The 15,554-nt window shown below is 38.4% G+C and carries 14 protein-coding genes; all 14 read right to left on the reverse strand.

Annotated features, from left to right (window positions below; translation table 11 throughout):
* Positions 1 to 257: 257 nt before the first annotated feature.
* The 14 genes from FFM59_RS07750 to FFM59_RS07815 all read right to left on the reverse strand — a co-directional run bounded on the left by FFM59_RS07750 (position 258) and on the right by FFM59_RS07815 (position 14,830).
* Entirely contained in the window at positions 258 to 1,262 is a 1,005-nt protein-coding gene (locus FFM59_RS07750) for a nucleoid-associated protein (RefSeq protein ID WP_137602469.1), read from the reverse strand.
* 138 nt (positions 1,263 to 1,400) lie between these two features.
* On the reverse strand, positions 1,401 to 2,540 hold the full coding sequence (gene rpoD / locus FFM59_RS07755) for an RNA polymerase sigma factor RpoD (protein WP_137602470.1): 1,140 nt from the start codon (positions 2,538 to 2,540) through the stop codon (positions 1,401 to 1,403).
* 3 nt (positions 2,541 to 2,543) lie between these two features.
* Positions 2,544 to 4,403 (reverse strand): DNA primase, encoded by a 1,860-nt coding sequence (dnaG, locus tag FFM59_RS07760; RefSeq protein ID WP_137602471.1) that lies wholly within the window; start codon positions 4,401 to 4,403, stop codon positions 2,544 to 2,546.
* Between the two features lie 156 nt (positions 4,404 to 4,559).
* Positions 4,560 to 6,632 carry a glycine--tRNA ligase subunit beta gene (gene glyS, locus FFM59_RS07765; RefSeq protein ID WP_137602472.1) on the reverse strand — a complete coding sequence of 691 codons (2,073 nt, stop codon included), beginning with the start codon at positions 6,630 to 6,632 and terminating at the stop codon, positions 4,560 to 4,562.
* Between the two features lies 1 nt (position 6,633).
* The gene (gene glyQ, locus FFM59_RS07770; RefSeq protein ID WP_137602473.1) at positions 6,634 to 7,560 is read right to left on the reverse strand and encodes a glycine--tRNA ligase subunit alpha; all 927 of its coding nucleotides are present in this window, start codon (positions 7,558 to 7,560) and stop codon (positions 6,634 to 6,636) included.
* A 272-nt stretch (positions 7,561 to 7,832) separates the two neighbouring features.
* On the reverse strand, positions 7,833 to 8,630 hold the full coding sequence (gene recO, locus FFM59_RS07775; protein WP_137602474.1) for a DNA repair protein RecO: 798 nt from the start codon (positions 8,628 to 8,630) through the stop codon (positions 7,833 to 7,835).
* Positions 8,631 to 8,788: 158 nt separating this feature from the next.
* On the reverse strand, positions 8,789 to 9,697 hold the full coding sequence (era, locus tag FFM59_RS07780; RefSeq protein WP_137602475.1) for a GTPase Era: 909 nt from the start codon (positions 9,695 to 9,697) through the stop codon (positions 8,789 to 8,791).
* A 26-nt stretch (positions 9,698 to 9,723) separates the two neighbouring features.
* The gene (locus FFM59_RS07785; RefSeq protein ID WP_371858091.1) at positions 9,724 to 10,113 is read right to left on the reverse strand and encodes a diacylglycerol kinase family protein; all 390 of its coding nucleotides are present in this window, start codon (positions 10,111 to 10,113) and stop codon (positions 9,724 to 9,726) included.
* Positions 10,091 to 10,576 (reverse strand): rRNA maturation RNase YbeY, encoded by a 486-nt coding sequence (gene ybeY / locus FFM59_RS07790; protein WP_137602476.1) that lies wholly within the window; start codon positions 10,574 to 10,576, stop codon positions 10,091 to 10,093. The genes FFM59_RS07785 and ybeY overlap by 23 nt, the downstream gene beginning before the upstream one ends.
* Entirely contained in the window at positions 10,576 to 11,559 is a 984-nt protein-coding gene (locus FFM59_RS07795) for a PhoH family protein (RefSeq protein ID WP_137602477.1), read from the reverse strand. Before FFM59_RS07795 ends, ybeY begins: the two co-directional genes overlap by 1 nt.
* Before the next feature lie 158 nt (positions 11,560 to 11,717).
* Complete coding sequence (locus tag FFM59_RS07800; protein ID WP_137602478.1) at positions 11,718 to 12,161, reverse strand: GatB/YqeY domain-containing protein; 444 nt, start codon at positions 12,159 to 12,161, stop codon at positions 11,718 to 11,720.
* 107 nt (positions 12,162 to 12,268) lie between these two features.
* Positions 12,269 to 12,454 carry a 30S ribosomal protein S21 gene (gene rpsU / locus FFM59_RS07805; protein ID WP_010622233.1) on the reverse strand — a complete coding sequence of 62 codons (186 nt, stop codon included), beginning with the start codon at positions 12,452 to 12,454 and terminating at the stop codon, positions 12,269 to 12,271.
* Between the two features lie 139 nt (positions 12,455 to 12,593).
* Positions 12,594 to 13,490, reverse strand: a complete 897-nt coding sequence (locus FFM59_RS07810) for a deoxyribonuclease IV (RefSeq protein ID WP_137602479.1) — start codon at positions 13,488 to 13,490, stop codon at positions 12,594 to 12,596.
* Between the two features lie 464 nt (positions 13,491 to 13,954).
* Positions 13,955 to 14,830, reverse strand: a complete 876-nt coding sequence (locus FFM59_RS07815; RefSeq protein ID WP_137602480.1) for a YitT family protein — start codon at positions 14,828 to 14,830, stop codon at positions 13,955 to 13,957.
* Between the last annotated feature and the right edge of the window lie 724 nt (positions 14,831 to 15,554).

A 15,554-nucleotide genomic window follows, 5' to 3' on the forward strand; every position in this document is an offset into this window, starting at 1 on the left:
AACCGACCAAAAATTCTATTAATTATAGAATTCTTGGTCGATTTTTCTATAGCTGGTTAGTTTTTTCCCAGCCACTTATTCATTAAACTGATTTTGAGTATTGCTCGGAAGCTTATCGACTCAAAAAACCTTTTGCTATCCGGCTTAACTCGTCAACCTCGTCACTTTACTTAAACAAATCAATGTTGTCACAAAACACCAACAATTAATTGTTTTTCGTAAATGCTCCGAGGCTACCCGACTCATTAAGCACTTATTTATAACTTACTAATGACTTTTTCCACGTTCTTGATCATCACAGAAATTGTACCATCAGGATGGTTTTGAAATTCAATCAAATCCGGATTTTGATAAACATCTAACGGCACCGTTAATTCAATACCATTGGAAAGTTTCAATTTTTGTTTTCCATATTTCTTCGTCGCAATTTCTTGCACGGCTTTTGAAACGGGCATCTTAGGGGCTTCTACCTCTTCTGCGATACTATCATTGAATTCGGTTTGAGCAGAAATATTATCCTTAAAAATGTGTTTTGAAATGACTCCCGTATCAATTGCTTGTTCTTGTTCAATTGATTCTTGAACCGCTTCTTTTACTTGATTAACAACTTCAAACTTCGGTACATCATACTGTTTAGCAACTTTTTCTGCCACTTTTTTCACAGTTTTGACGTTTTGCTCAAGTGATGGAATTGGCGCACTTTCAATCACTTTGGTTGAAAGATACTCCATTTTGTCACCCGAAAAACTATACTTTTTCTCCATTAACTGATAGGTTAACTCATCAACATTTACACTGAATCCTTCATCTGCTTTTGTTGTTTTACCAGATAAAATTGACTGATGGATGATGAGTTCATTTGATAATTTACCATCTTGATCACCAATCAGATGTGTGAACCCTTGATGATAATCTACCTTTAACATCGCAACGTATGGTTGAGCATCATCTTCATACAAAACTACAAAGACATCCGCACTTGGTGCATCTTCACTTTGTTTATAAATGTTAAACCATTGTTCAGCTATCTCTTTACTAACTTCTTCAAAGTTATCAGCCGCACCTTTAACGAGTTGTGCCATCTTTGAATCAGCAACCAGCATCCCCGTCTTCGACTGTGCCGATACAAGCTTTTCAATTTTCTTCTCTAAATATTCGCGAATATTAATGTTAGTTAAGTCCAAATTAACCTGTGAAAATACAGGATCACCGAACCCACGATCAATCACGTGCATGATTGCCTGTTTCAAATATACATCCATTTTTATACCACTTTCTTTTCGTCAATTCTAAAATTATACCATTAAAAAATTAGTTGTATTATACAAATAAATGCAAAAATAAAAAGAATAATCCTTTGAGGACCATTCTTTAGATTAGTTGTATATAACAAGTTGTTATTATTCTAGGAAATCTTTTAATTGTTTTGAACGTGATGGATGGCGAAGCTTACGAAGTGCTTTGGCTTCAATTTGACGAATCCGTTCACGAGTAACACCAAATACTTTACCCACTTCTTCAAGTGTCCGTGTCCGACCATCATCTAATCCGAAACGTAGACGAAGCACGTTTTCTTCACGATCAGTCAAGGTATCAAGCACGTTTTCAAGTTGTTCTTTTAGCAATTCATATGCCGCATGGTCAGCTGGACTGGTAGCGTCTTGATCTTCAATGAAATCACCCAAATGTGAATCGTCCTCTTCACCAATTGGTGTTTCCAATGAAACTGGTTCTTGAGCAATCTTCAAGATTTCACGAACTTTTTCAGTTGGCATATCCATTTCGGCACCAATTTCTTCAGGTGTAGGTTCGCGACCTAAATCTTGAAGTAATTGACGTTGAATCCGAATTAATTTGTTAATGGTTTCCACCATATGAACTGGAATCCGAATTGTTCGAGCTTGATCGGCAATCGCACGCGTAATCGCTTGACGAATCCACCAAGTAGCATAAGTTGAGAATTTGAAACCTTTACGGTAATCAAACTTTTCAACGGCCTTCATCAAGCCCATGTTACCTTCTTGGATTAGATCAAGGAATTGCATCCCACGTCCAACATAACGTTTAGCAATCGAAACCACCAAACGTAAGTTAGCTTCAGCAAGTTCTTGCTTAGCTTCTTCATCACCGGCTTCAATTCGTTCAGCTAACTTAACTTCTTCGTCAGCTTTCAACAAGTTAACACGACCGATTTCTTTCAAATACATCCGGACAGGATCATTAATCTTAATCCCAGTTGGTGCAGAAGTGTCTTTTAATTCTTTGCTTGAAATTTCTTTTTCGGTCTTGAGGGCACGTAGATCTGGATCACCATTTTCATCGACAACACTAATTCCAGCATCTTCAATGTTAGAAATTAAGTTTTCCATACCATCTTCAACTAAGCCAAAAGGTGTCGCAATTTTGTCAGTTAAATCATCATACTTGATTTCTTTGTCTTTTTTAAAGTCACGGATTAACTTACCAACTGCAGCGTCATATTTCTTTTGATCGAAATCTTCCAAGTTTGAAATAATTTTTTCTTCTTTTTTCTTTTCCATTAATTATTTTCCCCCACTTTGTAGTTGTTCTTGTTGCTGTCTCATTAAATTAATTACTTCGATTGTGAGTGATTCTTCTAAATCTTTATTACCAAATTTAGTGGCTTCTTTTAATTGGGCTTTCTTTTCCGAAATCAACTGCTTCAACGGTGTCTTCTGGACAATCACATTGATATAATCATCAACGGCTGCCATGCTAACCTCGTCATTGGCTTCAATTTCTTCTAAGTCAATCATCAAACGTTGTAGCTTCTCATCGTCAATGTAGTCAAAGAATTCATTGGCGGCATAGACGTCATGTATTGAAAAGTAACTTTGCGCGAGTAGATACAATGTTTGAAACGATTCATGAGCAAAATAGAAATTTTCTTTACCTTTAACATAATACCAAACATCATGGTCATGTAACATCAATCTCAGCAACATTCGTTCTGCGCGCTTCGTTTGATCCAGAATTTCAACATCATGTTGAATCACAGGTTGTGCTTCTCGTCGAACATTATCTCGACGAACTTCAACAGTATTTTGTGATTGATTCTGACGGCGAATCTCTTGTAACTGGCCTTGTAAGGTCTGTTTGTCCAAGTTAAATTGGGTCACAAGTTGGTTGAGATACACATCTTGTTCGAGTGAATCTGGCACATTTGCAATCACCTTCAAAATAGAATGCAGATAGCTTAGTTGATCAACTTCATTATCAACATTCAAATTGCGCTTCAAATAATTCATTTGAAAGGCAACTGGGGTTTGCTTGGCATTATCAAGCCACTCGGCTAATTTGTCTTCACCATACTCTTGAATATACTCATCCGGATCAATCCCGGCCGGCATACTGACCACGTTTAACTTAAGCTTTTGACTCTGCTCGCTAATAATCGACAAAGCACGGTTCGTGGCATTTTGCCCCGCATCATCCCCGTCATAACAGACATCAATTTCGGACGTGACTCGTTCCATCATATTAATCTGTTCTTCAGTTAAACTTGTTCCCATGGAAGCCACACCACAAGTAACACCTGCACGAGTGGCCGCAATGACATCCATAAAACCTTCAAACAAAATAATTCGTCGTGATTGACGTACACTTTTTCGGGCGACATCAAAATTAAACAAGGTTCGCCGTTTATTGAAGATCTCCGTTTCCGGACTATTCAAATATTTGGGCATGTCCGTGTTTTCAGTACTTAACAACCGACCCGAAAAGGCGATAACTTTACCATTCGGATTTTTAATTGGAAACATCACCCGACCAAAGAACCGGTCATGTAACTGTCCGGATTGGTCCTCAGCGAATAATCCAGTTTGACGAAGTAATTGATAATCTACCTTTTTCTCATCAAAAAATGGATAGAGTAACCGTTGCTCCGGCGCAAAGCCAATTCCAAACTGATCAATCGTCGCATCATTCATCCCCCGATGATGGAGGTATTCCAATGCTTGCTGACCGGCTTGAGTATTTTTTAAAATATGATGATACAAATTTGCTGCTTGTTCGTGTAAATTGATTAGTTGTCCAGACAACGAATTTTGTGAATTTTCAGACACATATTCTTTCGTTTGATACTCATTAGGTAAATCAATATGAGCATCCTCTGCGACTTTAATCACCGCTTCTGGAAAGGAGATATTTTCCAGTTCCATAAAGAACTTGAAGACATTCCCACCACGGCCACAACTGAAACAATGAAAAATCTGTTTTTCTTCATTGACTGAAAAAGAACCTGTCTTTTCATCATGAAACGGGCAAACTCCAAATAGGTTTTTGCCCGACTTTTTCAATTGGACGTATTGACCAATCACATCCGCAATATTAACGGAGCTACGGACTTGATCAATTACTTCCTCAGGAATTCTGGTTGCCATCCAAACCCCTCATTTCTACCTTAAAGTTGCGAATAGCCGCGTTCAATCGGAACGCGACTACTAATCTACATAATTATTCAATATATATCTTAACGCAAATACAAAAATTGTCAATCAGGAAGCATTTGGCATACATGTTTGTCAAGTTCCCAGAACTTATTTGACGATTAGTTCATTCAAGTTACCGAGTTCTTCAGTTAACTGCGCAATCCGTGTTAATTGGTGAAGACGGTTGTTCTTAACTTGTTCATCTTTGTCCATAATCATATTGTCTTCAAAGTACTGCGCAATAGTTGGTTGAAGACCTGCAAGTTGTTGATATAAGCCGTCAATTGTCTCAGCTGGCTTGGTTTCAATGGCAGTCACTTGATCCAATAATTGTTGTTCAGATGGAGCTTGGAATAAAGCAGCATCCACAGCTAAATTCGCATCAGCGTCATTTTTATCAGCAATCCGCAAGACCCGGGTTAAGGCTTCAATTGAATCCTTAAAGTTGGCATCATCTTTGTGGGCATCCAACGTAGCGGCGGCTTCCATCACGTTAACAATATCGTTTTGTTTACCAGAAATGGCCGTTTCGACGATATCATGGCGATATTTCTTGCCATCTAATGCTAAGCGAATCCGTTCAGAGATAAATGAGTGCACATCTGAAGTCACTTTAGTCATGTCAAAGGCTGGATTGACCCCAGCTGCAGTCATGGCAGTGACTAACTCTGGTTCAATGTCCAATAAGTCAAGGTGCCACTGCTTGTCAGCCACAATCCGCACAATTCCATAAGCTTGACGTCTCAGGGCATATGGATCATTTGAACCACTTGGAATCATTCCTACAGAGAAGAAGCTCAAGATACTTTCGAGTTTATCGGCCAAGGCCAATACCGAGCCAACTTTAGAATCAGGCAATGCGCCTTCAGCTGAAATTGGCATGTAGTGTTCACGAACTGCTCGTGCCACGGCGGCATTTTCGCCATTTAATAAGGCGTATTTTTCTCCCATGACCCCTTGCAATTCAGCAAATTCGCCCACCATCCCGGTAGTTAAATCAAACTTGTAAATTTCACTGGCTCGCTTTAAATCAGTCAGTTCAGCAGCGGTAAAGCCTAATTTAGTCCCAATTAATTGAGCTAAGACTGTTACACGTTGCATTTTTTCATACATTGAGCCAATTTTGTCATGGAAAGCGACATTCTTCAAGCGTTCCACGTATTGCTCAATTGTAACTTGTTGGTCTTCTTCATAGAAGAATTTAGCGTCTTCCAAACGGGCAGTGAGTACTCGTTCATTACCTCGCGCCACGTTGGCCAGATGTTCTGCATTTCCATTCCGAACCGAAATGAAATCAGGCAACAACTTGCCAGCTTGGTCACGGGCATAGAAGAAGCGTTGGTGTTCTTTCATTGAAGTGATTAAGACTTCATCAGGTAACACTAAGTACTGTTCATCAAAACCACCATTAAAGGCGGTTGGCCATTCAACGAGATTGTTAACTTCTTCTAGCAAGTCTTCGTCGATATCAACAACCCATTGATGTTCGTCAGCAATTTGCGTAATTTGGTCCCGAATCAATCCCTTACGTTTGTCTTGGTTCGCAATCACATATTCGTCTTCCAAAGCAGCTTCGTAATCAGTGGCTGTTGATAATTCCACCGTGCCACCTAAGAAACGATGGCCAAACGTTTGCCGACCTGTGGTTACATCTAAAATTGAAAATGGAATTACTTGATCATCTAACAATGCAACTAACCACTTGATAGGACGAACAAATTCAAATTTATGAGTCGACCATTTCATCATGGTTGGGAAATTCATCGCCATAATGACATCATTTAATCCCGTTAAAATGTCGTTCACAGATTGACCGGCCACATGCTTATCAACATAGACATATTCAACACCTTTAAGTTCTTTAAAGGTAATATCATCTACTGTAACCCCTTGACCACGTGTGAAGCCGATAGCGGCTTTTGACCAGTTGCCTTCAGCATCTTGCGCGATTTTTTTAGCGGGGCCTTTAACTTCTTCATCGATATCTGGTTGCTTATCAGCTAAACCACTGATTAACAGTGCCATACGTCGCGGTGTGGCAAATTCTTGAATATCATCAAAACTAATCCGTTGTTCTTTTAAGTAATCACGAACGCGTTTGTCTAATTGTTTGATACTTGGGCTAACTACATGAGCAGGCATTTCTTCAACGCCAATTTCTAATAAAAATGTATGTGACATCTTACTTTGCCTCCTCTTCATCTGCTAATAATGCTTGTCTTTGCGCTTCATCTTTAATGAGTGGGAAACCTAACTTCTTACGTTCGGCCACAAATGCCCGTGCAATTGAACGAGCCATATTACGAATTCGAGCTAAATAGCCGGCACGTTCCGTCACTGATACAGCTCCTCGAGCATCAAGTAAGTTGAAGGCATGACTACATTTCAAAACGTAATCATAGGCAGGATGAACTAATCCATCCGCAATTAAACGAGTAGCTTCCTTTTCATATTCTTCAAAGAATTTCAGTAACATTTCTTGGTTACTTTCTTCAAAGGAATACTTAGAATGTTCATATTCGGGCTCTTTGAAAATGTCGCCATATAGCACGCCATCGGCCCATTCTAGATCAAACACATTGTTTACGTCTTGGATGTATTGAGAAAGGCGTTCTAGTCCGTAAGTTACTTCGGCAGCTACGGGATCCATGGTCAAGCCACCAACTACTTGGAAATAAGTAAATTGAGTAACTTCCATGCCATCAAGCCAAACTTCCCAACCAACACCAGCACAACCCATCGAAGGATTTTCCCAGTTGTCTTCAACAAACCGAATATCATGTTCAAGTGGTTCAATTCCGAGTTCCCGTAAACTATTTAAGTACAGTTCTTGAATGTTATCAGGAGAAGGTTTCATAATTACTTGAAATTGATGGTGTTGATACAAACGATTCGGATTGTCACCATAGCGACCATCAGCTGGACGACGTGATGGTTCCACGTAAGCGGCGTTCCAAGGTTCAGGTCCAATCGCACGTAAAAAAGTATAAGGACTCATAGTCCCGGCCCCTTTTTCCGTATCATAGGCTTGCATTAACATACAACCTTGACTTGCCCAATAATTTTGTAATTTTAAGATGATATCTTGTACAGCTAATTTTTCTGTCATTTCATCCAATCCCTTCTGTGCCATATTTTTAATTTTTACAAACAAAAAAACCTGTAAAGACTATAGGTATAGAAATAGTCTTTACAGGGACGATTTTATTCGCGGTTCCACCCTGCTTTTTTGCTTCACGCAAAACAGCTTAGTTACATTTCAACTGATAAAGTGCCGAGGATAGACATTGCTGACTTTCACTTACTCAGCATCGCTGTTACTTGTTATCCATTTATTCTTCGTCATCATTGAATATTTATATAAGTATTATGATAGTTGACTCACTCGTTCTTGTCAATATCTGTCCGGGGCTTCAAGGTTAACTTGTCACTCCAGGAACCCATTTCATCAATAAATTTTTTGCTTTTTAATTTCAACCCGACGGATTCATCATAAATTTGATCAATCACCGTGCGCAAATGTTTTTTGGTCTCTTCACTGACATTAACATGATTAATTTGCTCCATCTTAATAACGGAAAAGCGTCGCAAGAAAAAGATGGTTTTTTGATCAACATGCAATCGGTGTTCATCCATCTGAAAATGTTGCTGACAAATTAAGCCATTGTATTTCATCGAATAATCAAATGGTAAATCATCACGACCACAAATCGCACAATATCGCCATTCTGGTTGCACACCAAATGCCGCCAGCAACTGCACTTCAACAATATTAGCAATGATTTGCTCGTCATCACCTTCATCTATTAAAGTGAGTGCGTTTGAAATCGTATCAAACCAGTGACCCAGTGGTTGGTTATCCTGATAAGCACTATCTAGTAACGCCAAAATATAAGTAGCATAAGCATTTTTAAAAATGTCTTGCGCTATATTAAAGTATTGTTCGGCATCTAACACGGCATTGATAAAGCTCATCCCGGTTTGATTTAACGTACCAACATATCGACCATGAGTATTTGGCAACACGGCAGGCCCAATGCGTGAACCTCGCTTTTTGGCATCTTTAACCATGAACATGGTTTTGCCGATTTGATCAGTGAGAATTTTAACTAATAAATCTCGTTCTTTATAATCACGGCGGTACATGATAATCCCGTTGAATTCCTGATTAGTTGCCATGTTAACCACCACCTTTGAACGATACCTAAGTTATTTGTCTGAGTTGTGATCCAGCCAACTGGCCACTCCGCCTAGCCTTAAATATTGTACATACAAAAATCGTATATACAATATTTTTCGCTATGCTCATGGTCACCCGTTAGCTGTCGCACACTGTTTTAATAATCTTTTTTCTTATATCCAAATTCTTTAAGCATAGTTGGTTTGTCACGCCAGCCTTCAACTACTTTAACAAAGAGTTTGAGGTTTACGCGGTCACCCATCAATGCTTCGATATCTTTACGTGCACGAATCCCGATATCTTTAATCATCTTACCACCCTTACCAATAATGATACCTTTTTGGCCAGGACGTTCCACAATGATAGTTGCTTGAATTTGAATCTTTTGATCATTGACACGTTCAATCTTTTCAATATCAATCGCAACAGAATGTGGCACTTCTTCTTGAGTTAATTCAAAGATTTTTTCACGAATTAATTCAGCGACCACAAAACGTTCCGGATGATCACTCATTTGATCTTCTGGATAATATTGAGGTCCGTTAGGTAATAATTTAGTTAATTCGTTAAGTAGTTCGTCAACATTATTTCCATTTAAGGCAGATATTGGAATAACTTCTTGCCAATGTACTTGCGCATCTTTATATTGATCAATTACTTGGAGCAACTTATCAGGATGGATGGCATCAATCTTATTGATGACCAAGAAAACTGGTTGCTTAACGGTTTTTAATCGATCGATGATGAAGTTATCACCTGCGCCACGTTTTTCTTCGGCATTCACCAAAAACAAGACTGCATCAACTTCATCTGAAGCTGACATCGCAGACTTTTCCATAAAATCACCAAGTTGAGTTTGAGGTTTATGTACCCCAGGGGTGTCAATGAAGACAATCTGTTCTTCGTCGGTGGTGTAAATACCTTGAATCTTGTTACGTGTGGTTTGGGCCACATCACTCATAATGGCGATTTTTTGGCCTAGTACTTGATTTAATAATGTTGACTTACCAACATTTGGACGACCAATAATGGCCACAAAACCTGATTTGAAATTGGGGTTATCCATGAATTTTCACTCTTTCTTGTTAATTACTAAAATATTTTGGGTAGGAAGATTAGTGCACCAACGATGACAGCAAAAATAGCTGACATTAACACGCTTCCGGCTGAGACATCTTTGATACGTTTGGCAATTGGATCATAATTATTCTTAACGATTAAATCTGTTAGTGCTTCAGCAACTGTATTAGCAAATTCACTAATCATCACAAAGAAAATTGCTAAAATAATCCACAGCCATTCCAGGATACTGATTTGCAATAAAATCCCTAGAAAAACAGCAATAATGCCCAGAACAATATGGATGCGCATGTTTCGTTCATGACGTAAAACAGACCATACGCCCACACTTGCGTGGCGCATCGCCTGAATTAGTCGGTTATTTTTAGTTGTCTGGTGCTTATCTTTTGAGTCCATATGCATCTAAAATATCCCTCTGTAATGTAAACATTTCATCTTCATCTTCTTGAGTTTGGTGATCATACCCATTTAAATGTAAAAATCCATGAACCACAAGAAAGCCTAACTCACGATCATCTGAATGTCCTAAAAATTTAGCCTGTTCTGAAACCTTATCAATCGAAACAAAGATATCACCAATATTGTCAGGAATTTCTGCTTCCATTTCATCACTGATAATAATTGGGAAATCTTCTTCGGAAGAATCTTCAATCGCAAAGCTAATCACATCAGTTGCCCTATCAACACCACGATATTCTTTGTTAATCTCTTGAATGCGGTCATTATTGACAAACGTGACTGACATTTCAGTATTATCGTTTAATTTAATGTATTCACCAGCGTATTGCAAGATGTTTTCAACTAACTTAAGTTGATCATCTGTAACGCCTTTGCCAGTGGTTTGGTTGTAAATTTCTAAATCCATTATTTTGCTCGCTTTTCTTCATCGGCTTTGTCGTACGCATTAACAATACTTGCAACAACAGGATGACGGACAACATCATCAGCATTGAACGTGACAAATTCAATTCGTTTGATATTTTGTAGAATACGTTGTGCACTCACTAGCCCACTGCGAGCACCGTTTGGTAAATCAATTTGCGAAATATCACCATTAACTACCATTTTAGAACCAAATCCCAAACGAGTTAAAAACATCTTCATTTGGGCATTAGTGGTATTTTGTGCTTCATCCAAAATGACAAATGCGCCATCTAGGGTACGTCCACGCATATATGCCAATGGTGCGATTTCAATAACTTCGCGATCCATTAAGCGATTCGTGTGGTCAGCACCTAAAATTTGATATAACGCGTCATAAATTGGTCGTAGGTATGGATCAACCTTTTCTTTTAAGTCACCAGGAAGAAAACCTAAGCTCTCTCCAGCTTCAACGGCGGGACGAGTCAAAATAATTTTTTCAACATCGCCCTTTTTCAACGCTGCAACAGCCATGGCGACCGCAAGGAAAGTTTTACCGGTTCCGGCAGGTCCAATTCCAAAGGTCACATCATTTTCTTGCATTGCTTTAATGTATTGACGTTGACCATAATTTTTCACACGAATAGACCGACCTTGGCGATCTTTGATAATCACTTCATTATATAAATCCGTGAAATATTCCAGTGTGCCGCGATCAGCCATTTTCATGGCGCTCACGATATCTGTACTACCAAGACGAATACCGTGACCAATCAATTCAGTTAATTTTTTTAATATTTGTAATGTTTTTTCAACGGCAAATTCATCACCGCTGATTTTCAAATCTTCTCCAAATGGATTAATGGATACACCCATTCCCTCTTCTAGAAGTGCCACAAATTTATCTTGTGTGCCTAACAGGCCGACTTCCGTTTCAGGATTACTCACATGAAATGTTCTTTCGTAACTTGCAGATTCTTCAGTCAAACAAGCGTCTCCTTTAATTGTGCAACCAAGACATTAAAAATATCTCAGTTTTAATTTAAATACTAACTGTTAGTTTAAGTAATCAAACGATAAAGTGTGGCGTTCACACCACTAACATCAGCTAAAATATTAACACAAATTCATGTAAATCAACAACTTTATGCTAATAAGTCTTTAACTGTTTGATTAACTAACTTACCATCTGCTTGGCCTTTAAGTTTAGGCATTACGGCACCCATCACTTTACCAAAGTCAGCTTTGCTGTCAGCACCAACTTCTTTAACTGTGTCAGCAATGATTTGCTTTACTTCTTCATCAGTCAATTGAGCTGGCATATATTTTTCAACAACTTCGATTTCCATCTTAGTGTGTTCCACTAAGTCATCACGATCAGCTTTTTCAAATTCAGCCAATGAATCTTTACGTTGCTTTAATTCACGTGACAATACAGAAAGTTCTTCTTCTTCAGTTAAGTCATGTCCAACGTTAATTTGTTCGTTCATAGCTGCAGCTTTAAGCATCCGAACAACACTTAAGGTATCTTTGTCCTTAGCCTTCATAGCAGTCTTCATATCTGATTGTAAAGTTTCTAATAAACTCATGTTAAATTCCTCCAAATATATTTGATTAATTCTATTATAAATTTATTTCTCCAAAAAGAAAATGCCCCCGTCCGAATGTATAACATTCGACTCAGGAGCATCAACGACTAGAAGCGCTTCTTGTTCTTACGTTTCCGTGCCGCTTCTGATTTCAACTTACGCTTAACACTAGGCTTTTCGTAAAATTCACGTTTACGATATTCTTGTAGCGTACCGTTTTTTGAAACCGTACGTTTGAAGCGTCGAAGAGCGTCATCAAGAGATTCATTCTTGCGAACGACTGTTTTTGCCATATGAATTCCCTCCCTCCGAGCTTAAGATTACACTGTAAACTGCTTTTTCAGTTTTACCGTCAAAAATATTATACATAAATATAAATTATCAGTCAACATTACATTGCATTATATTTCAATCTTTTTTGACAATCTCTGATTATTTAGCGTTGTTAACGATTTCATCTATGAACTTTTCATTAAACTGACCCGCCTTAATCATCGCAATTTCTTCTTTATAAGGTGCAACCTTGTTTTTATCGTCTACTGGAACATAAGGTGTTTCTAAAATTTTGGGTACATTCTCTAATTGTGGATGATGTGCAATATGATTTAAAGCATCAAAGCCAATATGACCCATACCGATATTCGCATGACGGTCTTTATGACTACCTTGTGGGTTCTTTGAATCATTTAAATGCAAGACCTTCAATCGATCGACACCAATAATATGATCAAATTCATTTAACACACCATCAAAATCATCTTTGATGTTATATCCAGCATCACTCGTGTGACAAGTATCAAATGTCACCGCGACCCTGTCATTGTAAGTAATTCCATCAATCATTTTGGCAATTTGTTCAAATGTGATTCCGACTTCGTTTCCTTTACCGGCCATCGTTTCAATCGCAATTTGAGGGCCGTCATTAGACGTTAGGACCTCATTGAGCCCTTTTACTAACGATTCAATTCCAGCCTCTTCACCAGCTCCTACGTGCGAACCTGGATGCAAAGTGATTTCTGTCGCTCCTAGAGCAGCTGAACGGCGTACTTCTTCCGTCAAAAATTCAACACCAAAGGCAAATTTATCAGGCTTAGTGGGATTAGCTAAGTTAACAATATATGGAGCATGAACCACGATATTAGTTAAATTGTGTTCTTTAATATACGCAGTACCATTTTCAATATTTAATTCTTCTAAAGGTTTGCGACGCGTATTTTGTGGTGCACCTGTATAAAGCATAAACGTAGAAGAACCATAACTGACTGCTTCTTCCGCTGAGCCTAATAACATTTTTGGTGCTTTAAATCCTACATGAGATCCAATTAACATATAATATTCCTCCACTTAGATAAAATAAATTCGTTTATTTCCACATAAATAAGTATATTCCAAATATTGCTGCAATACACATCATTTGTAATTAGGTAAGATAACCGATGTGCGCCTAATCTTGTCAGTTAATTTCACATACCGAAATTACACTGCCTTCATTAGTGCTCATGAGCTGAACGAGATGTATCACAGCATCTTTCAATCCGGCTTTTATCACCAACCCACTGAGCTTAATCACGCTCCACATCTCAACTCTCTTCGCCTAATCTTGTCAGTTAATTTCACATACCGAAATTATACTGCCTTCATTAGTGCTCAGCTGAACGAGATGTATCACTGCATCTTTCAATCTGGCTTTTATCACCAACCCACTACGTTTAACTTTGTCAGCTAATTTCAAAATTCGAAATATAGCTGTCTTTGTTAATCCTCGTGTGCTGCCCGGTGAAAAAAGCACTATATTATAGCTCCGGTTCATAAAAGTGTCCCATTACTTGTTTGATTTCAGTGACGGAGACGAAAGCGTGTGGGTCGGATTCTTCCATAGCTTCTTGTAATTCGTACATTTCATATCTTGAGATGACGGTGATTAATAATGCTTTTTCATCATGTTTATAAGCACCTTCTGCGTGATGGACAATCGTAATCCCACGACGAAGATGATTTTGAATGCTGTCAGTGACTGATTTTGGTCGTCCAGTGACAATTAAAATCTGTAGCAATTGTTGACGCGTATAGACCATGTCCATGACCCAGGCATTCACGACTAGCCCTAAGGCAGAATACAGCGCGTAGGGCCAGCCAAAGACAAACCCGGCTGCGACAACAATGAAGAAATTAAAGGCCATGTTAATCGTCCCCATTTTGGCACCAGTCTTTTTTCGCAAAGTGAGACCGATAATATCTAAGCCCCCGGTAGACAGACCATATCTTAACGCCAGCCCAGTTCCCAAGCCATTGATTGCTCCACCAAAAATTGCACAAACTAATGGATCATGGGTAATCACAATTGGATGTAGGGTGTTCATCATGATACTTGCTAAGGCGACTGATAAAATTGTAAAAAACGTAAACTGTTTTCCTATTTTAATCCAAGCCAGAATAAACAATGGCACATTTAATATAAATAACATTAAGGCAGTGCTCAATTGAAATGGTGCATACCGACCAGTTAAGGTATTAATTAATTGAGCCACCCCGGTTACTCCGGAAGAATAAATATGTCCCGGCGTCCAAAAAAAATTAACCGCAATTGAAACTAGCGTGGCATAAATCAACGCCGTTCCTGCCCGTCCAAAATACTGATGCTTTTCAATTAATTTTTGAATATCTTCCATATTTCACTCGCCCTTCTCGTCTTTCTAAGTATATCAAATATCATTTCGCGATGGGATGGGATATGTAAATTTGGGCAAAAAAAAAGATTCTGAAATCAGAATCCACCAACACCGACTGAAGTTCAGTCTTATAAATATCTTACCAACCGCAGTTGGTTCCTCAAAAGATGATTCAAAACGTAACACTATGTGAAAGAAATAACTTTCTTTTCATCCGATATACATCTTCCCCAAGATGTTCCCCAAAAATATCGAATCGCATATATATTACGCCTTTTGATTATCAAGTAATAATATTTGATAACCCTTGTTTATAATTTAACGCCATAAGCGACAAAAGGTAATACAATAACGTTATTTGATAGTTCGGAATTTTTTAGATTTTTTAAAAAAATTCGGAAATAATACTAGAGCCACTTAAATACGACATGGTTTGTGAACTTCTGCTTATCAACTGATATAATCTTTTACAAGTTGATACGTTCACAAGTAAAACCATTTACCTAAAAACGTTAAATAGTCAAAATCATAACCGCCCGTAAAACGGGTGGTTTGTTCATGGGCTATAAGCCCTATGTACTTGCCAGCGTCTCAAGGCGCTGGCTTTTTATTTCATCAAAGCCAATTGAATGCATTTGTCACTTTTACCGCCACTTTAAGTGGCGACGTTATTACTTACCTGGAACCCTTAAAAGGGTCTTCATATTCTTTAACACTTAATTTA

The sequence above is a fragment of the Paucilactobacillus nenjiangensis genome (genome assembly GCF_005405445.1).
In the GTDB taxonomy this organism is placed as follows: domain Bacteria; phylum Bacillota; class Bacilli; order Lactobacillales; family Lactobacillaceae; genus Paucilactobacillus; species Paucilactobacillus nenjiangensis.